This is a genomic window from Streptomyces mangrovi (genome assembly GCF_900114215.1).
Classification (GTDB): Bacteria; Actinomycetota; Actinomycetes; order Streptomycetales; family Streptomycetaceae; genus Streptomyces; species Streptomyces barkulensis.
In genome coordinates this window covers 76,085-98,211 of the sequence record NZ_FOSG01000016.1, presented here as the reverse complement: position 1 = coordinate 98,211, position 22,127 = coordinate 76,085, and the positions used below count along the sequence as shown (strand labels likewise).

16 protein-coding genes and 1 riboswitch are annotated in these 22,127 nt (G+C 72.1%); of the genes, 11 read left to right on the top strand and 5 right to left on the bottom strand.

The window, feature by feature from the left end; all coding sequences use genetic code 11:
- Positions 1-91: 91 nt before the first annotated feature.
- On the bottom strand, positions 92-2,257 hold the full coding sequence (locus tag BM237_RS20945; RefSeq protein ID WP_093851259.1) for a RecQ family ATP-dependent DNA helicase: 2,166 nt from the start codon (positions 2,255-2,257) through the stop codon (positions 92-94).
- 163 nt (positions 2,258-2,420) lie between these two features.
- On the opposite strand from BM237_RS20945, the gene BM237_RS20940 reads away from it, so the two are divergent.
- The 4 genes from BM237_RS20940 to BM237_RS20925 all read left to right on the top strand — a co-directional run bounded on the left by BM237_RS20940 (position 2,421) and on the right by BM237_RS20925 (position 7,644).
- The gene (locus tag BM237_RS20940) at positions 2,421-3,590 is read left to right on the top strand and encodes a DUF4192 domain-containing protein (protein WP_093851258.1); all 1,170 of its coding nucleotides are present in this window, start codon (positions 2,421-2,423) and stop codon (positions 3,588-3,590) included.
- Positions 3,591-3,645: 55 nt separating this feature from the next.
- The gene (locus BM237_RS20935; RefSeq protein ID WP_093851257.1) at positions 3,646-4,413 is read left to right on the top strand and encodes an NUDIX hydrolase; all 768 of its coding nucleotides are present in this window, start codon (positions 3,646-3,648) and stop codon (positions 4,411-4,413) included.
- Between the two features lie 216 nt (positions 4,414-4,629).
- A complete protein-coding gene (locus BM237_RS20930; RefSeq protein ID WP_093851256.1) occupies positions 4,630-5,691 on the top strand; it encodes a FadR/GntR family transcriptional regulator in 1,062 nt (353 codons plus the stop codon).
- Positions 5,692-6,066: 375 nt separating this feature from the next.
- On the top strand, positions 6,067-7,644 hold the full coding sequence (locus tag BM237_RS20925; RefSeq protein WP_281253947.1) for an RNA polymerase sigma factor: 1,578 nt from the start codon (positions 6,067-6,069) through the stop codon (positions 7,642-7,644).
- A 359-nt stretch (positions 7,645-8,003) separates the two neighbouring features.
- Here BM237_RS20925 and BM237_RS20920 read toward each other — a convergent pair whose 3' ends face one another.
- The gene (locus tag BM237_RS20920; protein WP_093851254.1) at positions 8,004-8,234 is read right to left on the bottom strand and encodes a DUF7455 domain-containing protein; all 231 of its coding nucleotides are present in this window, start codon (positions 8,232-8,234) and stop codon (positions 8,004-8,006) included.
- A 471-nt stretch (positions 8,235-8,705) separates the two neighbouring features.
- Here BM237_RS20920 and BM237_RS20915 point away from each other — a divergent pair, with 471 nt between their 5' ends.
- Both BM237_RS20915 and BM237_RS20910 read left to right on the top strand, forming a co-directional pair.
- Positions 8,706-10,808 carry a DNA gyrase/topoisomerase IV subunit B gene (locus tag BM237_RS20915; protein ID WP_093851304.1) on the top strand — a complete coding sequence of 701 codons (2,103 nt, stop codon included), beginning with the start codon at positions 8,706-8,708 and terminating at the stop codon, positions 10,806-10,808.
- Between the two features lie 230 nt (positions 10,809-11,038).
- A complete protein-coding gene (locus tag BM237_RS20910) occupies positions 11,039-11,503 on the top strand; it encodes a DUF485 domain-containing protein (protein WP_093851253.1) in 465 nt (154 codons plus the stop codon).
- Between the two features lie 32 nt (positions 11,504-11,535).
- On the opposite strand, the gene BM237_RS20905 is transcribed toward BM237_RS20910, so the two are convergent.
- On the bottom strand, positions 11,536-12,468 hold the full coding sequence (locus tag BM237_RS20905; protein ID WP_093851252.1) for a ferredoxin family protein: 933 nt from the start codon (positions 12,466-12,468) through the stop codon (positions 11,536-11,538).
- A 184-nt stretch (positions 12,469-12,652) separates the two neighbouring features.
- On the opposite strand from BM237_RS20905, the gene BM237_RS20900 reads away from it, so the two are divergent.
- Positions 12,653-13,717, top strand: a complete 1,065-nt coding sequence (locus BM237_RS20900) for a CobW family GTP-binding protein (RefSeq protein ID WP_093851251.1) — start codon at positions 12,653-12,655, stop codon at positions 13,715-13,717.
- A gap of 89 nt (positions 13,718-13,806) precedes the next feature.
- On the opposite strand, the gene BM237_RS20895 is transcribed toward BM237_RS20900, so the two are convergent.
- Complete coding sequence (locus BM237_RS20895; RefSeq protein WP_093851250.1) at positions 13,807-16,254, bottom strand: DNA gyrase/topoisomerase IV subunit A; 2,448 nt, start codon at positions 16,252-16,254, stop codon at positions 13,807-13,809.
- A 215-nt stretch (positions 16,255-16,469) separates the two neighbouring features.
- Between BM237_RS20895 and BM237_RS20890 the strand changes: the two genes are divergently transcribed.
- From BM237_RS20890 to BM237_RS20875, 4 genes are all read left to right on the top strand, one after another.
- Positions 16,470-17,864, top strand: coding sequence for a M16 family metallopeptidase (locus BM237_RS20890; protein WP_093851249.1), 1,395 nt, complete (start codon positions 16,470-16,472; stop codon positions 17,862-17,864).
- A gap of 29 nt (positions 17,865-17,893) precedes the next feature.
- Positions 17,894-19,264 carry a M16 family metallopeptidase gene (locus BM237_RS20885; RefSeq protein WP_093851303.1) on the top strand — a complete coding sequence of 457 codons (1,371 nt, stop codon included), beginning with the start codon at positions 17,894-17,896 and terminating at the stop codon, positions 19,262-19,264.
- Positions 19,265-19,471: 207 nt separating this feature from the next.
- A riboswitch (cyclic di-AMP (ydaO/yuaA leader) is annotated at positions 19,472-19,645 on the top strand.
- Positions 19,646-19,658: 13 nt separating this feature from the next.
- Positions 19,659-20,546, top strand: a complete 888-nt coding sequence (locus BM237_RS20880) for a M23 family metallopeptidase (protein WP_093851248.1) — start codon at positions 19,659-19,661, stop codon at positions 20,544-20,546.
- A gap of 192 nt (positions 20,547-20,738) precedes the next feature.
- Entirely contained in the window at positions 20,739-21,431 is a 693-nt protein-coding gene (locus tag BM237_RS20875; RefSeq protein WP_093851247.1) for a GntR family transcriptional regulator, read from the top strand.
- Positions 21,432-21,643: 212 nt separating this feature from the next.
- Here the strand turns inward: BM237_RS20875 and BM237_RS20870 are convergent, their stop codons facing one another.
- Complete coding sequence (locus BM237_RS20870; protein ID WP_093851246.1) at positions 21,644-21,925, bottom strand: HPr family phosphocarrier protein; 282 nt, start codon at positions 21,923-21,925, stop codon at positions 21,644-21,646.
- Positions 21,926-22,127: the final 202 nt, after the last annotated feature.

Sequence of the window (22,127 nt, the reverse complement as noted above, 5' to 3'; positions counted from 1 at the left end):
TCTCACGGGTGAACACGGTCGCGGCAATGGAACACCGAGTCGACCTGGTCACGCCGGACCTTTTGCCGCGGACCGGCGGGCGGGCCGCGGTTCATCCCCGCACGGCCAGCACCAGCGGCATCACCTCCTGGGCACCGGCCCGGCGCAGCAGCCGCGCGGCCACGGCCAGGGTCCATCCGGTCTCCGTGACGTCGTCCACCAGCAGTACCGGCCCGCCGGCCGCCGTGAGCGCCTCCGCCAGCGGCGCGGGGACCGTCAGCGCACCGTGCAGGGCCCGCAGCCGCTGCGCGCTGTTGCTGCGCGGGATACGGGTGTCCGACGCCCTGTCGATGTACTCCACGGTGCCCAGCAGCGGTATCCGGCCGACCGCCGCGATCCGCTCCCCGAGAGACCTGATCAGCTGTGGCCGGGTCCGCGAGTCGACCGTCACCACCCCCACCGGGCGGGCCGGCGAGTCTTCCGCCCCTGAGGCCCAGCCACCCGGCCCCCGCGCCCAGTCGGCGAGTACGGAGACCACGGCGCCGGCCACGTCGTCGGGCACCGGCCCGTCCTGCGAGGGCGGCTCCAGCAGCGGACGCAGGCGGTTGCCCCATCCGATGTCGGACAGTCGGCCCAGCGCCCTGCCGGGAGCGGCCTGTTCACCCAAAGGCACGCGCCCCTTGAGGTCCAGACCGATCGCGGGGAGTCCCGTCGGCCACATCCTGCGGGGCTCCACCTCCACACCGGGGCGTCCCAGTTCTCCCCGGGCGGCCTCCAGCGCCGCCGGATCGACATCGGTGCCGAACCGCGGGCCCGCGCAGTTGTCGCACCGTCCGCAGGGTGCCGCCTGCGTGTCGTCCAACTGCCGCCGCAGGAACTCCATCCGGCATCCGGAGGTGGCGGCGTACTCCTTCATCGCGCGCTGCTCGGCCTCCCGCTGCCGCGCCACCCAGGCATACCGCTCGGTGTCGTAGGACCAGGGCTCTCCCGTGGAGACCCAGCCACCGCGCACCCGCCGTACCGCCCCGTCCACGTCGAGCACCTTGAGCATCATCTCCAGCCGCGAACGGCGCAGTTCCACCAGCGGTTCCAGGGCGGGCAGAGACAGCGGCCGGTCGGCCGATGCCAGCACGTCCAGGGTGCGGCGCACCTGTTCCTCGGGAGGAAAGGCCAGGGACGCGAAGTACCGCCAGATCGCCTCGTCCTCCGGACCGGGCAGCAGCAGCACCTCGGCATGCTCCACCCCGCGCCCGGCCCGGCCCACCTGCTGGTAGTAGGCGATGGGGGAGGAGGGGGAACCGAGGTGGACGACGAAGCCCAGATCCGGCTTGTCGAAGCCCATGCCCAGCGCGGAGGTGGCCACCAGTGCCTTGACCCTGTTGCCCAGCAGATCCGCCTCGGCCGCCTCCCGGTCGGCGTTCTCCGTCCGCCCGGTGTAGGAGGCGACGGTGTGCCCCCGCTGCCGCAGGAACGCCGCCACCTCCTCGGCGGCCGAGACCGTCAGCGTGTAGACGATGCCGGAGCCCGGCAGCTCGTGGAGGTGGCCGTCGAGCCAGGCCAGCCGGCGTGCCGCGTCCGGCAGGTGCAGCACTCCCAGGCTGAGGCTCTCCCGGTCCAGCGGGCCGCGCAGCACCAGCGCGTCCGTCCCCGTCCCGCCGGTGCCCAGCTGCTCCGCCACGTCGGCCGTCACCCGGGCGTTGGCCGTCGCGGTGGTGGCCAGTACCGGGACACCCGGGGGGAGCTCGGCGAGCATCGTCCGCAGCCGCCGGTAGTCGGGCCGGAAGTCGTGCCCCCAGTCGGAGATGCAGTGCGCCTCGTCGACCACCAGCAGTCCGGTCGTGGCGGCCAGCTTCGGCAGGACCTGATCGCGGAAGTCGGGGTTGTTCAGGCGCTCCGGGCTGACGAGCAGCACATCGACCTCTCCCGCGGCCACCTCGGCGTGGACGGTCTCCCACTCCTCGGTGTTCGCCGAGTTGATCGTCCGGGCGCGGACACCCGCGCGCTCCGCGGCCTCGACCTGGTTGCGCATCAGTGCCAGAAGCGGTGAGACGATCACCGTCGGTCCCTCGCCGCGCTCGCGCAGCAGCGCGGTCGCCACGAAGTACACCGCCGACTTGCCCCAGCCCGTGCGCTGCACCACCAAGGTCCGCCGGCGCTCCACCACCAGAGCCTCGACGGCCCGCCACTGGTCGGTGCGCAGCCTCGCCGTACCGGTGGTGTCGCCGGTGAGGCGGGCCAGTACGGCGTCGGCCGCGGCGCGCAGATTCTCCTCGCTCATGTGTCCATGCAACCCGATGACACCGACACCGTGCGAACCGCCTGTGGACAACCAGGGGATCATACAGCTGATGTGATCACCAGAATATCGGCAAATATCCCTATTGAGGCCGCCTGTGGACGGAGCCGCACGCCATCCCGTCCGTCCGCGTCACTGTCAGGGCATGACACAGCACAGCGAATCCCCCCGGCAGCCGTCCACCACCGCCCAGGTCACCCTGCGCGGCCCGGCCGAGCTGGTCGACTCCCTCCCCTACCTGCTCGGCTACCACCCCGACGACTCCGTCGTCCTGGTCGGTCTCCACGGCCCGAGCGGCCGCTTCGGCGGCCGGCTCCGCGTGGGCATTCCCGCCGCGGAAGGGGAATGGCCCGAGCTGGCCGAACAGCTCGCCGACTGTCTGCGCGGCAGCGGCGTCCCGCGAGGCGACCGCCCTGACGCGGCGCTCGTCTTCCTGTGCCGGGATCCGGCCGACGGCGAGAGCGGCCGGGCCGTCATGGAACGGCTCAGGCCCCTCGCCCAGCGGCTGCGGACCGCCTGCGGGGCGCTGGACATGCCGGTGTACGAGGCGCTGTGCGTCTCCGGTGGCCGCTACTGGTCGTACTGCTGTCCCGACACCCGGTGCTGCCCCGCGGAGGGCACACCGCTGGGCGTCCCCGGCACCTCTGCCATCGCGGCCGCGGCCGCGTACGCCGGACTGCGGGTGGAAGGCACCTTGAAGGAGATGACGGCCAGGCTCGCGCCACTGGGCCCACCGGCCGCCGGGCCGCAGGAGCGGGCCCTCGACATCGCGGGCGCGGCCCTGGTGCCCCGGATGCTGGGCGAGGCCGACCGCGAGACGGTGCGTGCCGAGACCCTGGCGCTCACCGGGCGGCTGCTCGACCGCTACCGGAACGCGCCGGCGGCGGGCCGGAACGCGTCGGCGGCCGGGGCCGACGCCCGGGACGACCGCCTCCTGACTCATGAGGAGGCCGCCACCGTGATTCTCGGTCTTCAGGACCGGGTCACCCGGGACTGGGCCGCGGAATGGATGGAGGGCGAGGATGCCGCCCCCGCGCTGCGGCTGTGGAGGGCGCTGGCCAGGCGGTGCGTCGGGGCCTACGCCGAGCACGCCGCGGCCCCGCTCACTCTGGCCGGATGGGTCGCCTGGTCCGGCGGGGACGAGCCGGGCGCGCGCGTGGCGCTGGGCCGGGCACTGGAGCTGGATCCGGAGTACGTCTTCGCGCGGCTGCTCCACGGCGCGTGCAACAGCGGGCTCGACCCCGAACCACTGAGGCAGTGCCTGCGGAGGCAGCGGGCCGCGCGCGGTCTCGGTGCCGCGGTGGTCCAGGGCTGAGGGCGGAGCGGCGCAAGCCTCTGTTTATCGTCAGGCAGACGACTATGATCACGTCATGCCCTACGACCCGTCGGCTTTCCCTCCCTTCGCCGTCACCGTCGATCTGGTCGTGCTCACCGTGCGAAGGCACGCCCTGTGCGCGCTGGTCGTACGCCGGGGCGAACCTCCGTACCAGGGGCGGTGGGCGCTGCCCGGGGGCTTCGTGCGCATCGACGAGGATCTCGGGGCCGCGGCCGCCCGCGAACTCACCGAGGAGACCGGGCTGCACGTCCAGGGGCCGGACGACCGGCACACCGGTGCCCATCTCGAACAGCTCGCCACCTACGGCGATCCGGGGCGGGACCCGCGGATGCGAGTGGTCAGCGTCGCCCATCTGGTGCTGGCCCCCGACCTGCCCGCCCCCACGGCCGGTGGCGACGCCGACAGCGTCCGCTGGGCGCCGGTGGACACCCTGCTGCCTCCCGGGCCGCCTTCCGGGGACGGCCCGGACCGAAGCGGCGGGCAGTCCGCTCCGCTGGCCTTCGACCACTCCAGGATCCTCGCGGACGGAGTGGAGCGGGCCCGATCGAAGATCGAGTACTCCTCGCTCGCCACCGCCTTCTGCCCGCCGGAGTTCACCGTGGGAGAACTGCGGCGGGTCTACGAAGCGGTGTGGGGCGTCGCGCTCGACCCGAGGAACTTCCACCGCAAGGTCACCGGCACCCCGGGCTTCCTGGTGCCCACCGGCGGTACGACGACTCGTCAGGGTGGTCGGCCCGCACAGTTGTTCCGGGCCGGTGGCGCCACGGTGCTGAATCCACCGATGCTGCGCCCGGAAGTCTGAGGGGGAGAGAGGCCGAACCCCCGCCTCCCTCCGGCCGGCGTTCGGGCCGTCGGTCGGCCCGCCGGGGAGCCGGCACGCCTCTCACCAGCGGATCCTGGGCCTTCGGCGGTACCGCTCCGCCGCAGGCTGGTGCCGGCTGCCGCGTATTCCCGGTCGGAAGACCGTTTCTTTCCGATAAGGCGTCAATCGCGAGGAGACCACTGATCACCCTTTCGTGTGCTTTTCACCAAAGCCCTCAAGGCCGTCCGGAGCACCGCCGACAAAGGATGCGTGACTACCCTTGCGCACACCATGATGACCTCGGCTCGCTCCGCCGACTCCGGCCTCACGGCTTCGGGCGAGCCGGACCGTTACGCCTACGCCGAGTCGACCGGCGCGACCCGTGCCACCACCGTCCCCGCGTGGGACGGTGGCGAAGCGGACATGGCCCGGGCCGGACGACGTGCCGCCGGAAACCGGGGGCGTGGACTGCACGGCCAACTCGTACAACAACTGGGGCAGATGATCGTCTCCGGAGACCTCGGGGCCGACCGCCCCCTCGTACCGGAGGAGATCGGCCAGCGATTCGAGGTGTCGCGTACCGTCGTCCGCGAGTCACTCCGGGTCCTCGAGGCCAAGGGCCTGGTCAGCGCCCGTCCCAACGTCGGAACACGGGTCCGTCCGGTCAGCGACTGGAACCTTCTCGACCCCGACATCATCGAGTGGCGCGCCTTCGGCCCGCAGCGCGACGACCAGCGCCGCGAGCTGTGCGAGCTGCGCTGGGCCATCGAGCCGCTGGCCGCCCGCCTCGCCGCGGACCACAGCCGCGACGAGGTGCAGCAGCGCCTTGCGGACATGGTCGAGATCATGGGCCACACGCTCGCCCAGGGCGACAGCCTGACCTTCTCCCGGGCCGATGCCGAGTTCCACGCCCTGCTCCTGCATGGCGCGGGCAACCGGATGCTGGAGCACCTCTCCGGCATCGTCGGCGCGGCCCTCCAGGTCTCCGGGGCCCCCGCCGCCGGATGCGAGCGTCCCACCGAGGCGTCGCTGGCGTACCACCGCAGGATCGCCGAAGCAGTCGCCTCCGGGGAGGCGGCCGCCGCGGAGAACGCGGTGCGCCAGTTGCTCACGGTCTCCTCCGAGGCGGCGGCCGTCCCCGCGACGCCCGGCGCTCCCGCTCCGGCCGCTTCCACCGGGGGCGCTTCCGCCCCGCAGTCCGAGGCCCAGGCCTCTCCGGCGGCTCCGGCGGCGGGTGGGGCCGCCGACCACGTGGTGCCGGCACCCCGCGAACACTGACGTCCGGTACCGGCCGCACCCGCGCGGTGTCGCCGGATCCCGCCCGGCGGGATCCGGCGACGTCCTTCCGGCGGGTCCGCCCGCACCCGCGGCGTCTGCCGCCCCGGGGCACGGTCCGGCCATAAGTCGCCGTATGGGTATTTCTGTTCTCCTATGTCGTGTGACCCGGGACACTCCGGCTGGGCGTAACGCTTCGCGTGGCAGCGCGATGACTCAAGAGGTGGCAGCTACCGGGGGAATACGGACGCCGCATCCGGCGCTGTAGTTCCTCCGTCGCTCCACCCGAGCCGCCGGTCATCCCCGCCGGGGCTTGCAGGTCCCGGATCCCTCCGTGGGCGGGGCCGAAGCCGTTTCCATCGTTCCGAGAGGTTGTTCGTGTCGGCCAGCACATCCCGTACGCTCCCTGCGGAGATCGCCGAGTCCGCGTCTGTGATGGCGCTCATTGAGCGGGGAAAGGCCGAGGGGCAGATCGCCGGCGACGATGTGCGTCGGGCCTTCGAGGCCGACCAGATTCCGCCGACCCAGTGGAAGAACGTCCTGCGCAGTCTCAACCAGATCCTCGACGAGGAGGGTGTGACGCTGATGGTGAGTGCCGCGGAGGCCCCCAAGCGCACCCGGAAGAGCGTCGCAGCGAAGGCCCCGGCCAAGCGCACCGCGACCAAGACGGTCGCCGCCAAGAAGACCGCCGCCAGGAAGGCCGCTCCGGCCGCCGCCCCCGAGGACCCCGCCGAGGACGTGGAGGGGGCCGCCGAGGAGGCCGAGGCGAAGCCGGCCAGGAAGGCGCCGGCGAAGAAGACCGCGGCGAAGAAGACCGCGGCCAGGAAGGCGCCCGCCAAGAAGACCGCGGCGAAGAAGACCGCGGCGAAGAAGTCGGACGTCGACGAGCTGCTCGAAGGTGACGAGGAGGTCATCGACGAGCCTCCGGCCAAGGGCGGCAAGGCCGCCGAGGACTCCGCGGCGGAGCCCAAGAACGAGAACGAGGGTTTCGTCCTGTCCGACGAGGACGAGGACGACGCCCCCGCCCAGCAGGTCGCCGCCGCGGGTGCCACCGCCGACCCGGTCAAGGACTACCTCAAGCAGATCGGCAAGGTCCCCCTGCTCAACGCCGAGCAGGAGGTCGAGCTGGCCAAGCGCATCGAGGCCGGTCTCTTCGCCGAGGACAAACTCGCCAACAGCGACAAGATCGCCCCCAAGCTCAAGCGCGAGCTGGAGATCATCGCCGAGGACGGCCGCCGGGCCAAGAACCACCTCCTGGAGGCCAACCTCCGCCTGGTGGTCTCACTGGCCAAGCGTTACACCGGCCGGGGCATGCTCTTCCTGGACCTGATCCAGGAGGGCAACCTGGGCCTGATCCGCGCGGTCGAGAAGTTCGACTACACCAAGGGTTACAAGTTCTCGACCTACGCGACCTGGTGGATCCGCCAGGCCATCACCCGGGCCATGGCCGACCAGGCGCGCACCATCCGCATTCCGGTGCACATGGTCGAGGTGATCAACAAGCTCGCGCGCGTCCAGCGCCAGATGCTCCAGGACCTGGGCCGCGAGCCCACCCCGGAGGAGCTGGCCAAGGAGCTCGACATGACCCCGGAGAAGGTCGTCGAGGTCCAGAAGTACGGTCGCGAGCCGATCTCCCTGCACACCCCGCTGGGCGAGGACGGCGACAGCGAGTTCGGTGACCTCATCGAGGACTCCGAGGCGGTCGTCCCGGCCGACGCGGTCAGCTTCACCCTCCTGCAGGAACAGCTCCACTCCGTGCTCGACACGCTCAGCGAGCGTGAGGCCGGCGTGGTCTCGATGCGTTTCGGTCTCACCGACGGCCAGCCCAAGACACTGGACGAGATCGGCAAGGTCTACGGCGTGACCCGCGAGCGGATCCGCCAGATCGAGTCCAAGACGATGTCGAAGCTGCGCCACCCCTCCCGTTCGCAGGTCCTGCGGGATTACCTCGACTGACCCGTTCACCAGGTTCGTCCGCGCGGGCCGGAGGGCCGGAACCCCACAGGTGGGGTTCCGGCCCTCCGGCCCGCGCGGCGCGCGGGTGTGTGCGGCTCTCCGGATGCGGAAGCCGCCCGCATGGCTCACCCTGGGGTGAGGCGGGGGGCGATCGTGCGTTCAGGGAGGCTCCGTGCGCCTGTTTCCCGGCATGCGGGAGCCTGTGCGGCCTCCGGGGTCCGTCACCGTCTGCCGTGCCCGCCCGTGCCCGGGTACGGCAGACGGGCGGTCACCCCGCGAGGGGGCGACCGCCCGTGGCGTCCGGCCCTGGGCCGGTCCGAGCTCGTCGGATGGGGACGCGTTTGCCGCCGGTCGGCAGATCAGTGCTCGCTGTCACCCGCCGTCGCGGGGGTGGCGTTGAGCCGTTCGGTCTCGTCCTGTATCTCCGCAGCGATCTTCTTGAGTTCCGGCTCGAACTTGCGGCCGTGGTGGGCGCAGAACAGCAGCTCTCCACCGCTGACGAGCACAACACGCAGGTATGCCTGGGCGCCGCAGCGGTCGCAGCGGTCAGCGGCCGTCAGCGGGCTCGCGGGGGTCAGAACAGTAGTCACGTCGCCTCTTCTCTAGCTCGACGAGCTGTCGTACCAGGGTCAACATCCAACCAGGCCGAAAACGTTCCCGCTCGTGGCTTTTCCTCGAAAATCTCTGTGTGAGGTGGCTGACATGTTGCCGGTTGGCGGCGAATGAGCCGATTACAGAGATGTGTTGATCTTTGCCGTCTTCGTGTTGTGTGTTCGGTTGTCTCCTCCGGCGCCGGTCTCGCCGGTGTCGTTCCAGAGGACGTGCCCGGAGCCTAGATGGTTCATGCCCGGAAGGGAACGTGATGTACACGTCACCCGGGCGAGTTATCGAACGCTTGGTCGACGCTGGTTTAGCATGGGCCTTCTCCTGGGTGGCTTCACCTTGGCTCTTCATGGCCTCGGTACCCTCTGACCCGCAAGACAGCCATCCCCAGCGAAATTCAGCGAGGAGCGAACCGCGTGACCGCCGAGACTCCCCTGGCCTCCGGCAGGGGAAACCCCATGCCGTCCACCGCCCTGCTCACGGGCGCGGACCGTGACGGTTCCAACTACACCGCGCGGCACCTGCTCGTCCTCGAGGGGCTGGAGGCGGTGCGCAAACGGCCCGGTATGTACATCGGCTCCACCGACAGCCGCGGTCTGATGCACTGCCTCTGGGAGATCATCGACAACTCGGTCGACGAGGCCCTCGGAGGGCACTGCGACCACATCGAGGTGATCCTCCGGGAGGACGGCTCCGTCGAGGTGCAGGACAACGGCCGCGGCATCCCCGTCGACGTCGAGCCCAAGACGGGACTGTCGGGTGTCGAGGTCGTGATGACCAAGCTGCACGCCGGCGGAAAGTTCGGCGGCGGATCGTACGCGGCCTCCGGCGGTCTGCACGGTGTCGGCGCGTCCGTCGTCAACGCCCTGTCCGCCCGCCTCGACGTCGAGGTCGACCGTGACGGCCGCACGCACTCCGTCAGCTTCCGGCGCGGTGTTCCGGGCATCTTCACCGAGTCCGGTCCGGACGCCCCCTTCGACCCGACGAGCGGCCTGCGCAAGAGCAGGAAGATCCCCAAGGCCCGCACCGGCACCCGGGTGCGGTACTGGGCCGACCGCCAGATCTTCCTCAAGGACGCCCGGCTCTCCCTGGAGAACCTGCACGCACGCGCCCGCCAGACCGCCTTCCTGGTGCCCGGTCTGACGATCGTCGTCCGCGACGAGCGCGGGATCGACGGCGCACCGCCCGTGAAGGAGGTCTTCCGCTACGACGGCGGCATCAGCGAGTTCTGCGAGTACCTCGCCCCGGACCGGCCGCTGTGCGACGTGCTGCGGCTGACGGGCCAGGGCACCTTCAAGGAGACCGTCCCCGTCCTGGACGAGCGCGGCCACATGATCCCCACCGAGGTCACCCGCGAGCTGGGCGTGGACGTCGCGCTGCGCTGGGGGACGGGGTACGACACCACGGTCAGGTCGTTCGTCAACATCATCGCCACCCCCAAGGGCGGCACCCACGTCGCCGGCTTCGAGCGCGCCGTCACCCGCACGGTGAACGAGGTGCTGCGCTCCGCCAAGCTGCTGCGCGTCGCCGAGGACGACATCGTCAAGGACGATGCACTGGAGGGCATGACGGCGGTCGTCACCGTGCGGCTGGCCGAGCCGCAGTTCGAGGGGCAGACCAAGGAGGTGCTGGGCACCTCGGCCGCCTCCCGGATCGTCGCCCAGGTGGTCTCCAGGGAGCTCAAGGCGTTCTTGACCTCCACCAAGCGCGACGCCAGGCAGCAGGCCCGCTCGGTGCTGGAGAAGGCCGTGGCCGCGGCCCGCACCCGCATCGCCGCCCGCCAGCACAAGGAGGCCCAGCGCCGCAAGACCGCGCTGGAGTCCTCCGCCCTGCCGGCCAAGCTCGCCGACTGCCGCAGCGACGACGTCGAGCGCAGTGAGCTGTTCATCGTCGAGGGCGACTCGGCGCTCGGCACCGCCAAGCTCGCCCGGAACTCCGAGTTCCAGGCGCTGCTGCCGATCCGCGGCAAGATCCTCAACGTCCAGAAGTCGTCCGTCTCCGACATGCTGAAGAACGCCGAGTGCGGCGCGATCATCCAGGTCATAGGGGCGGGCTCCGGCCGGACGTTCGACATCGACCAGGCCCGCTACGGCAAGGTCATCTTCCTGGCCGACGCCGATGTCGACGGCGCGCACATCCGCTGTCTGCTGCTCACGCTCTTCCAGCGCTACATGAGGCCGATGGTCGAGCAGGGCCGGGTCTTCTCGGCGGTGCCGCCGCTGCACCGGATCGAGCTGATCAATCCCCGTCGGGGCCGGGCGAAGTACATCTACACCTACTCCGACAACGAGCTGCGCCAGACCCTGCTGGAGCTGCAGAGCAAGGGGATCCGCTTCAAGGACTCCATCCAGCGGTACAAGGGCCTGGGGGAGATGGACGCCGACCAGCTCGCGGAGACGACGATGGATCCGCGCCACCGCACCCTGCGACGCATCAACATCAGCGACCTGGAGGCCGCCGAGAAGACCTTCGACCTGCTGATGGGCAACGAGGTCGCGCCGCGCAAGGAGTTCATCACCACCTCCGCGGCCACGCTGGACCGCTCCCGGATCGACGTCTGACCCGAGCGCCTTGGGCCCTTGGCCGCCTCCGCCGTGCCTTCGCCCCGGCCCCGGAAGAACCCCGCCCCTGCCCCCGGCCCGTCCGGGGGCAGGGGCGGGGTTCTTCCGGGGCCGGGTCCGGTTCCCGGTGGCCCGTCCCGCCGGGGACCGGCTCGGTGAATCACCCCCTGAAGGGGTGAAGAGTCCGGATTGACCCTCCGCCGGGCCCGGAGCCCTGCCCATCCTGGGACATGCGGATCGACGACCCCTGGCACGACACCCTCGCCTCCGGCTGGGGCGAGGAGCGCGGCGCCGCCGCGGCGCCCTTCCCCCGGTGGCCCGCTCCCGGCGGGGCGCCCGCCCCCGCCGCCCGCCTCGCCCGCCCCCGCGCAGCGGCCTTCCGCGGAACGCGCCACCGCCGCCTCGTCCTGTCCGCCGGCGCCGTCCTCCTCGCCTGCCACCTGGCGTATCTGATCGCCGTCACCGCCGCGCCCGCCGTGGCGGGCCGGACACTGGGCGGCGGACCCGTTACGGCGGGCACGGCCGCCGGATTCGCGCAGTTCGCCGCCGTCTGCCTGCTGGCTTGGGCGTACGCCCGGCACACGCGGCCGCACCGGGGCGGGCGCGGGGAGGTCCACGGGCCGTGCCGGTACGCCTGTGGACCGGCCTGCGCGGCGGCCCCGGCGGCCCCGGGAAGGAGCGGCCGGGCCCGCTGACCGGCCCACCACAGGGCCGCGCCCCGGCCCGCTCAGGCCTTTGGAGGGAGCGGTCGGAGCGGGGTCACGTCCACGGCGGTCACACGGGGCTGTACGGCGGGAGCGGCGCCGCAGCTCGCGGTCACGGGCGGGACGTCGGTGTCCTCGGTGACCGTGACGCGCCAGGAGCGGCCGTCGGCGTGGGCCACCGTGACGTTCCACCGAGGGGCGGCGCCGGCGGTCCCGACGACCGTCAGGGCGTCGGCGCCCGCCTCGCCCGTCAACTCGCGCACCGCCAGGTCGGCGGCCTGGCCCGGCCGGTCCCAGGCGGACCGGCCCCGGCACCCGTCGGTGGCGATCCGGCCGCGCCGCAGCTCGTCCAGCACGCCCTTGACGGCGTGGCCCCCCAGCCTGCCGTACGCGTAGCCGTACGGCAGGACCAGCAGGGTGGGGGCGAAACGGTGGCCGCCGATGTGGGTGGTCTCCCACACCTCGCAGGCGTCGGAGGCCGCCAGCTCGGCGGCCAGCGGGCGGCCCAGGACGGCGCAGCAGCGGTCGCGCCTGCCGTTGGTGCACACCAGAGCCAGGGGATCGCCGCCGTACGGCTCCCACAGCCCGCCGTGGTCGCCCGCGCCGAGCGAGGCCATGACGGCCGCGTCGAGGCCGTACAGCTGGTCCGTGCCGGTGAGCAGGGCGGTACGCACCCAGGACCGGCCGGGGAGGGTGTGGGCGAGGTAGACACGGCGGAGGGCCGGCCCGTGGCGGTCCGGGTGGCGGCCGGGGCGGCGGATCAGCGCGACCCGTACACCGGTGCCGGCGGCGGCACGCTCCAGCGCACGGCCGAGCACCGGGTCGAGACGGCTGTCGGTGAGGGCCTTGGCCCCCCACGGACCGGGCTGCTCGACCAGCAGCCATGTCCGGGCGGTCGCGGCGGTGGCGGCCGGCGGTTCGGCCAGCGCCCGGGAGGCGGTCGAACAGGTACTCACACAGGGGAGCCTAACCGCTTCCGCCCGGGGGATTCCCGTCGGCGGAACCGGCGGAACCGGGCAGGCCCCCGCAGGTTCCGGGCAGGTCCTCGGGCGCGCGGGCGGGAGCGGGAGGGGAGAAGCCGTCGGTTACCATCGGCAGCCGTTCCGGTACGGCTGCCACCCGCACGATGGAGGCGCGATCTTGGTCAGGAAGCGGATCCCGGTCATCGTGCTCGCCGGTTTCCTCGGGTCGGGGAAGACCACCGTCCTCAACCACCTCCTCGCCCACAGCGGCGGTACCCGCATCGGCGTGGTCGTCAACGACTTCGGCAGCATCGAGATCGACGCCATGTCGGTGGCCGGGCAGGTCGACTCGATGATCTCCCTGGGCAACGGCTGCCTTTGCTGCGCCGTCGACACCAGCGACCTGGACACCATGCTGGAGCGCCTGGCACGCCCCTCGGCCCGTATCGACGTCATCGTGGTGGAGGCCAGCGGCCTGGCGGAGCCGGAGACCCTGATCCGCATGATCCTCTCCAGCGACGAGGAGAACATCGTCTACGGCGGCCTGGTGGAGGTCGTCGACGCCGCGGAGTTCGAGGGCACCCGGGCCAGGCACCCGGAGCTCGGACGGCATGTGGCGATGGCCGATCTGGTGGTGCTCAACAAGGCGGACCGGGCCGGGGAGGAGGAACTGTCCGCCCTGGCCGGCCGGCTGCGCGGGATCGGCCGGGGCGTGCCCGTCGTCCCCGTCTCCCACGGGCGCGTCGATCCGGAGCTGCTCTTCGACCCGCGCCCCCGCGACGACGGCGCCCAGGGCATGCGGCAGCTCTCCTTCGAGGACGTGTGGGCCGAGATCCGCGAGGGCGGGCACGGATGCGGCGACGGGCACGACGGGCATGACGCGCACCTCCACGCCGCTTACCAGAGTGTGGAGTTCACCACCGGCGAGCCGGTGGACCCGCGCCGGCTGATGGAGTTCCTGGACGGCAGACCCGACGGCCTGTACCGGATCAAGGGCTTCGTCAACTTCGGTGTGCCCGGTCACCGGGAGAAGTACGGGCTGCACGCGGTCGGCCGCTTTCTGCGCTTCAACCCCGGGCCCTGGGGGAGCGGGGAGCCGCGCCTGACACAGCTCGTGCTGATCGGCTCCGGTATCGACGCCGGCGCGGTGCGCGAGGAGCTGGCCTCCTGCACGGCCACCGGCTCGCCGGAGGAGACGAGCCCCGACAGCATGTGGGGCGTCCTGCGCTACGTACGGCCCTGAGCGCGCCACCTCACAGGACGCCCGGCGGTGCGGCGGCCCGGCCCGTACCACCGGGCCGGAGCGCCGCACCGGGCCGCCGCACCGGGACGTCACACGGGCCCGGCGACCACCGAGACCGGCTTGGCCAGCGGAGTGCCCGAGCCGTCGCGGCGCGGGTCCGGCTCCGGCAGGTCCACCGGCGAGCCCTTGGCATCCGCCGCACGGGCGGGAGTGGCGCCGGCCCAGGCGAAGGTCAGACGGTCCTCGCCCTTGAGGAAGCGCTGGCAGCGCACCCCGCCCGTGGCCCGGCCCTTGCGGGGGTACTGGTCGAACGGCGTCAGCTTGGCCGTGCTCACCTCGTCGGCCGGCGTGCCGCTCGATCCCGCGACCGTGAAGACCACCGCGTCGGCGGCCGGGTCGACCGCGGTGAAGGAGATCACCTTCGCGCCCTGGCCCAGCTTGACGCCCGCCACGCCGCCGGCCGGGCGCCCCTGCGGCCTGACCTGCCCGGCGGGGAAGCGCAGCAGCTGCGCCTCGTCGGTGACGAAGACCAGGTCCTCCTCGCCGGTGCGCAGCTCCACCGCGCCGACGATCCGGTCGCCCTCCTTGAGGGAGATGACCTCCAACTCGCCCTTGTTGGAGGGATAGTCGGGCACCACCCGTTTGACCACGCCCTGCTCGGTGCCCAGCGCCAGCCCCGGCGAGGACTCGTCCAGGGTGGTCAGGCACACCAGCTCCTCACCGTCCTCCAGGGAGAGGAACTCCGTGAACCGGGCGCCGCCCGCCAGGTTCGGTGCGGAGTTCTCCGGAAGCTGCGGCAGGTCGATGACCGAGATCCGCAGCAGGCGCCCGGCCGAGGTCACCGCCCCCACCTCGCCCCGGGCCGTCGCGGGGACGGCCGAGACGACCACGTCGTGCCTGCGGCGCTTGGCGGAGGAGTCGAAGGCCGGCTCGCCGCCCGCGGTGCGGGCCAGCAGCCCGGTGGAGGACAGCAGGACCCGGCACGGGTCGTCCGCCACCTGGAGCGGGACGGCCGCCGCGGGAACGTCCGCCGAGGACAGCAGCTCGGTGCGGCGCGGGGTGCCGTACTTCCTGGCGACCGCGGAGAGCTCCGAGGAGACCAGCTTGCGCAGCTCCGCGTCGGACTCCAGGATGCGGGTCAGCTCCTCGATCTCGGTGTTCAGCCGGTCGCGCTCGGACTCCAGCTCGATGCGGTCGAACTTCGTCAGCCTGCGCAGCGGGGTGTCGAGGATGTACTGCGTCTGCACCTCGGACAGGCCGAACCGGCCGATCAGCGACTCCTTGGCCTGCGCGGCGTTCTCGCTGGAGCGGATGATCCGGATGACCTCGTCGATGTCGACCAGCGCCACCAGCAGGCCCTCGACCAGGTGCAGCCGGTCGCGTCGCCTGCCGCGCCGGAACTCGCTGCGCCGCCGCACCACGGTGAAGCGGTGGTCGACGTAGACCTCCAGCAGCTCCCTCAAGCCCAGTGTCAGCGGCTGGCCGTCGACCAGGGCCACGTTGTTGATGCCGAAGGACTCCTCCATCGGCGTCAGCTTGTAGAGCTGCTCCAGCACGGCCTCGGGGTTGAAGCCGTTCTTGATCTCGATGACCAGCCGCAGCCCGTGCTCGCGGTCGGTGAGGTCCTTGACGTCGGCGATGCCCTGGATCTTCTTGCCGTTGACCAGGTCCTTGATCTTGGAGATGACCTTCTCGGGGCCGACGTTGAAGGGCAGTTCGGTGACGACCAGGCCCTTGCGCCGCGCGGTCACGTTCTCCACCGAGACCGTGGCGCGGATCTTGAAAGTGCCGCGCCCCTTGGCGTAGGCGTCCTTGATGCCCTGCAGCCCGACGATCCGGCCGCCGGTGGGCAGGTCCGGGCCCGGCACGAAACGCATCAGCGTCTCCAGGTCCGCGCCGGGGTGCTTGATCAGGTGCCGGGCGGCGGCGATCACCTCGCCCAGGTTGTGTGGGGGCATGTTGGTGGCCATGCCGACCGCGATGCCGGAGGCGCCGTTGACCAGCAGGTTCGGGTAGGCCGAGGGCAGCACGGACGGCTCGGACTCGCTGCCGTCGTAGTTGGGCGCGAAGTCGACGGTGTCCTCGTCGATCGACTCGACCATCAGCCCGGCCGCCGGGGCGGAGCGGCACTCGGTGTACCGCATGGCGGCGGGCGGGTCGTCGTTGCCCAGCGAGCCGAAGTTGCCGTGCCCGTCCACCAGCGGCAGCCGCATGGAGAAGGGCTGGGCCAGGCGCACCAGCGCGTCGTAGATGGCGCTGTCGCCGTGCGGGTGGAGTTTGCCCATCACCTCGCCGACGACGCGTGCGCACTTGACGTATCCGCGCTCCGGCCGCAGCCCCATTTCGTGCATCTGGTAGAGGATCCGCCGGTGGACCGGCTTGAGTCCGTCGCGTGCGTCGGGCAGGGCGCGCGAGTAGATGACCGAGTAGGCGTACTCCAGGAAGGAGCCCTGCATCTCGTCGACGACGTCGATGTCGAGGACGCGCTCCTCGAACTCTCCCCCGGGCGGCGGGGTCTTCGTGCTGCGGCGGGCCATCGCGGCTGCGACTCCTTCTTGCGTACTGCGGATTGTGTGTCCCCGTGCGGGGGCAGGGGGCGGACGGGCACCATTGTGGACCTCGGCACCGACAGTCCGGTCCCCGCCCCGAACCGTACGGGAACTTCGCGCTTTGTCCGGCCGCTTGCATACAGTGACCACACACGCGTTGTGAGAACGCGGTCCGCGATCGCGATCGAAGGGACTCCCTGCCCATGGCTCACACGGCCTCTCCCCCGCCCACCGCCGGCGGTCTGACGGCGACCGAGCACCGGCTGGCCAACGGCCTGCGAGTGGTGCTCTCCGAGGACCATCAGACGCCGGTCGCCGCGGTCTGCCTCTGGTACGACGTCGGATCGCGCCACGAGGTCGCCGGGCGCACGGGTCTGGCACACCTCTTCGAGCACCTGATGTTCCAGGGATCGGCACAGGTGAAGGGGAACGGTCACTTCGAGCTGGTGCAGGGGGCGGGCGGCTCGCTCAACGGCACCACCAGCTTCGAGCGCACCAACTACTTCGAGACGATGCCCGCCCACCAGCTGGAGCTGGCGCTGTGGCTGGAGGCCGACCGCATGGGGTCGCTGCTGGCCGCCCTGGACGAGGAGTCCATGGAGAACCAGCGCGACGTGGTGAAGAACGAGCGCCGCCAGCGGTACGACAACGTGCCCTACGGCACGGCGTTCGAGAAGCTGACGGCGATGGTCTACCCCGAGGGCCACCCGTACCACCACACGCCGATCGGCTCCATGGCCGACCTGGACGCCGCCTCCCTGGAGGACGCGCGGGACTTCTTCCGCACCTACTACGCGCCGAACAACGCCGTGCTGGCGGTCGTCGGCGACATCGACCCGGAGCGCACGCTCGCCTGGGCCGAGAAGTACTTCGGCTCCATCCCCTCCCACGAGGGCAAGCGGCCGCCGCGTGACGGCTCCCTGCCGGAGGTCATCGGCGAGGAGGTCAAGCAGGTCCTCCACGAGGAGGTGCCCTCCCGGGCGATGATGGCCGCCTACCGGCTGCCGCACGACGGCACCCGTGAGGCGGACGCCGCCGACCTGGCGCTGACGGTGCTCGGCGGCGGTGAGTCCTCCCGTCTGAACACCCGCCTGGTCCGCCGCGACCGCACCGCCGTCACCGCCGGTTTCGGCATGCTGCGGCTGGCGGGGGCGCCCTCGATGGGGTGGCTGGACGTGAAGGCCTCCGGCGACGCCGAGGTCGCCGACATCGAGCGGGCGGTCGACGAGGAGCTGGCCCGCTTCGCGCAGGAGGGACCGACCCCGGCGGAGATGGAGCGCGCCCAGGCGCTGCTGGAGCGCGAGTGGCTGGACCGGCTGGCCACGGTCGGCGGCCGCGCCGACGAGCTGTGCCGCTACGCGGTGCTGTTCGGCGACCCCCAGCTCGCCCTGACCGCGGTGGAACGCGTGCTCCAGATCACCGCCGACGAGGTGCGCGAGGTGGCCGCGGCCCGGCTGCGCCCCGACAACCGGGCGGTGCTGATCTACGAGCCCACCCAGGCGACCGCCCCCGACACCGCGGCCGACGTCTCCGAGGGCGCCACCGTTTCCGAGACCGGCACCGCCGCCGACAACCACGACCAGGAGGCCGCTCAGTGAGCGACGCCACGGCCCAGAACGGAATGTCGATGGAGTTCCACCCCCAGCCCCGCGGCGGCGAGCCCAGGCCGTGGGCGTTCCCCGCCCCCGAGCGCGGTGAGCTGCCCAACGGGCTGACCGTGCTGCGCTGCCACCGCCCCGGCCAGAAGGTCGTGGCCGTCGAGGTCAACCTCGTCGCGCCGCTGGAGGCCGAGCCCCGTGACCGGGAGGGCGTGGCCGGGATCATGGCCCGGGCGCTGAGCGAGGGCACCGACCGGCACAGCGCCGAGGAGTTCGCCGCCGAGCTGGAGCGGTGCGGCGCCACCCTGGACGCGCACGCCGACCACCCCGGTGTACGGGTCTCCCTGGAGGTCCCGGCCTCCCGGCTTACCAGGGCGCTGGGCCTGCTCGCCGACGCGCTGCGCGCCCCCGCCTTCCCCGAGGGCGAGGTCGAGCGGCTGGTGCGCAACCGCCTGGACGAGATCCCGCACGAGCTGGCCAATCCCGCCCGCCGGGCGGCCATCGCGCTGTCGAAGGAGCTGTTCCCGGCCGACTCCCGGCTCTCGCGTCCCCGCCAGGGGGCCGAGGAGACCATCAGGAACATCGACGCCGAGGCGGTGCGCGCCTTCTACGCGGAGCATGTGCGGCCCTCGACGGCCACGGCCGTGGTGGTCGGCGACCTCACCGGGGTGGACCTGGACAAGGCGCTGGCCGAGACCCTGGGCGACTGGAAGGGCGCGGCCGCCGGGCCCCGCCCGGTCCCGCCGATCACCGCGGACGACACCGGCCGGGTGATCGTCGTGGACCGGCCCGGATCGGTGCAGACCCAGATGCTCATCGGCCGGATCGGTCCCGACCGGCACGACCGGGTCTGGCCCGCCCAGGTGCTGGGCACGTACTGCCTGGGCGGCACGCTCACATCCCGCCTGGACCGGGTGCTGCGCGAGGAGAAGGGCTACACCTACGGCGTACGGGCCTTCGCCCAGGTGATGCGTTCCTCCCCCGAGGGGGCCGGCGCCTCGATGCTGGCGATCAACGGCTCGGTGGCCACCGATGTGACGGGTCCCGCACTGGAGGACCTGTGGCGCGTGCTGCGCACCCTGGCGGAGGAGGGCCTCACCGACGCCGAGCGCGACACGGCCGTGCAGAACCTGGTGGGGGTGGCCCCGCTGCGTTACGAGACGGCGGCGGCCGTCGCCGGCACCCTCGCCGACCAGGTGGAACAGCACCTTCCCGACGACTACCAGGCGAAGCTGTACGCCCGCCTCGCCGAGACCGGCACGGTGGAGGCGACGGCGGCGGCCGTGGCCGCCTTCCCAGTGGACCGTCTGGTGACGGTGCTGGTGGGAGACGCCTCACAGATCGCCGACACGGTGCGGGACCTGGGCATCGGAGAGGTGACGGTCGTCACGGACCAGTGATCCCCGGCCGCCTCGCGGCGGCCGTACAGCGGAAGGCCCTTGGTGGGGTTGCCACACCAAGGGCCTTCCGTATGTCCGGTTTTGGGCTGTTCCGGTGGGCGGCCCGTGTGGCATGGCCTACAAAAGGCGCTATTTGCTTGCTCGCTCAAATTTGTCCGTTTAGCGTCGATCTCGCCGGCCGTCAGAAGTGACCGCGACCGCGGCCGACGGCAGTGATCGCCGAGTCCCCCGAGCGGGGGAGCCGGGGACCCAACCTCCCGCCCATCACACGCGGGAGCGGTCCTCTTCCGAGGCACCTGGGGTGAATCGGGCCGTGCGCCCGTAGGAGACCTTCCTGCTCCGAACCCGACAGCTAACCCGGTAGGCGAGAAGGAAGGAAAGGAGTACGCCACCCATGGCGTTCACCCGTGCCACCGCGCAGCTCGCCGAGAAGCTGACCGGAAAGCTCACCGGGCTCACCGAGAGCCTCACCGAGAAGCACCACCTCTCCAGCCGCTCCGTGCGCACCCGCGTCGGCCTGGCCGGAGCCGCCGCCCTGACCGTCACCGGCGTGGTCGGCGCCGCCGCCACTCCCGCGATCGCCGCTCCGGACCAGGGGTCGGGGACCTACGCCCTGGGCTTCGTCCAGGCCATGGCCGTCGGCGACACGATCGCCGACGACGTCAGGGCCCAGGCGCAGGCCCAGCAGCGCGTCGCCGACGCCGCCGAGGAGAAGGCCGCCGAGGAACGCGAGGCCGAGAAGGCCGCCGAGGAGCGCAGGGCCGCCCAGAAGCGCGAGGCCGCCCAGAAGCGCAGGGCCGCCGAGGAGCGCGAGGCCGCCCAGGAGAAGCGGGCGAACGAGCGTGCCGACCGTTCCGCCGAGCGCCGTTCGGCCACCGGCTACGTCGACCCGGTCGCGGGCGTGGACACCACCACCACCTACAAGCAGGCCGGTGCCTCCTGGTCCTCCGGCAAGCACAGCGGCATCGACTTCCCCGCCAACACCGGCACCCCGGTGCGGTCCGTCGGCCCGGGCACCGTGGTGACGGTCGGCTGGGGCGGCGCGTACGGCAACCAGATCGTCATCCGCCATGACGACGGCAAGTACACCCAGTACGCCCACCTGTCCGCCACGAAGGTATCGGCAGGCCAGAAGGTCGACGGCGGTCAGCGGATCGGCGCGGTCGGCTCCACCGGCAACAGCACCGGCCCGCACCTGCACTTCGAGGCCCGTAACGGCGCCTACTACGGCTCGGACTTCAACCCGATCACCTACCTGGCCGGCAAGGGCGTCGACGTCTGACGGACCCCGCCCGCAGGGCACCGGGCCGCTGTGCCCGTCATACACCGGCATCCGCCGCGCGACCCGTGAGGATCGTGCGGCGGATGTTTTCACGTCTGTTTTCCGGCGGGCATCGGAAAACGCGTGCCGGTGGAATACAGTTCGAACCTGCGGCACTTCGGGAAACATGGAGACGGCGACGGAGGTCGGCCCATGCGCATTTCCGCGCACATGGTGTGCAGCGCGGTCCGTGACGACATCGTCCTCGGTGTTTTCCCGCCCGGGGCCCGGCTCACCGAGGAACTCCTCGCCAGACGCTACGGCGTCTCGCGCGTCCCGGTGCGCGAGGCTCTGCGGACCCTGGAGTCGGAGGGCTTCGTCGTCTCCCGCCGCCACGCGGGCGCCTGCGTCGCCCGGCCCACCGAGCAGGAGGCCGCCGACCTGCTCGACATCCGCGCCCTGCTGGAGCCGCTGGGTACCGCGCGGGCCGCCCGGCGCCGCACCGAGGCGCAGCTGAGGGTTCTGCGCGGACTGGTCCGCCTGGGGCTGCAGCGGGCGGAGAGCGGCAGGCTGTCCGATCTGAGAGCCCTGGAGGACTGGTACCACGAGACGCTGGCCCGGGCGTCGGGCAGCCCCAGCCTGGCCTCGCTGCTCACACAGCTGCGCCGCAAGATCACCTGGGTGTACGCCGCGGAACCGCCGCTGCGCGCGGTCGCCGTGTGGCGTGAGCACGGCGCCATCGTGGACGCCGTCGCGCGCGGCGACGCGGAACGGGCCCGTGCCCTGGCGAGCGAGCAGGTGGAACGCTCCGTCGCGGTGCGCCGCGAGCAGCGGCCGGTGGCCGCGCGGCGGCCGCCGGAAAGGCCCGGTGAGAAGAACGAAACACATCGTAAACATGCCGTGTGACAATTCGTAACAGGAATTGTGTACACAGGAGGGGAATACACGGGGAATGTGCACCTGGAATGCACTGGGTGCGGAGAAGGGTGCGGAGTCGTTCGCCCCGCAGCCTTTGCCGGTGGTTGTCCGCCGGTGATTTCCGTCGCGTTTCCGCGCCGGGCCCGTATCCAGCGCCGCATGCGGGCCCGGACGGCGGCCGGCTCGCCGGGCCGTGCGGCTCAGACGGCTCCGGGCAGTTCGTCCAGCCCCTCGGAGACCAGCTTCGCCAGCCGGTCCAGGGCGGCGTCGGCGTCCTCGGCCGCGGAGGCCAGCACGATCTCCTGGCCGCCCTCCACCCCCAGCCCCAGCACCGAGAGCATCGATGCGGCGTTGACCGGTTCGCCGCCCGGCCTGGCCACGGTGACGGGGACGCCCGAGGCGGTCGCGGCGCGGACGAAGACCGCGGCGGGGCGGGCGTGAAGGCCCTCGGGCCAGCCGACGGTGACACGGCGCTCTGCCATGATGTTGCCCTTCGGGTCGGGTCGGGTCGGAGCGGTGCCGACCGGTTCGGGTCCGGCCGGGACCGGGCCGCGTGTCCGCGGTCCAGCCCAGCTTCGCACAGGCGGGTCCCCGGGAAGGGGAGCCGACACCTCCGCGATCCAGGGCCCGGTGACTAGGCCCTGTCTGACAAATCCCGCCTGCTCCGCGGCGTCCGGCACGCCC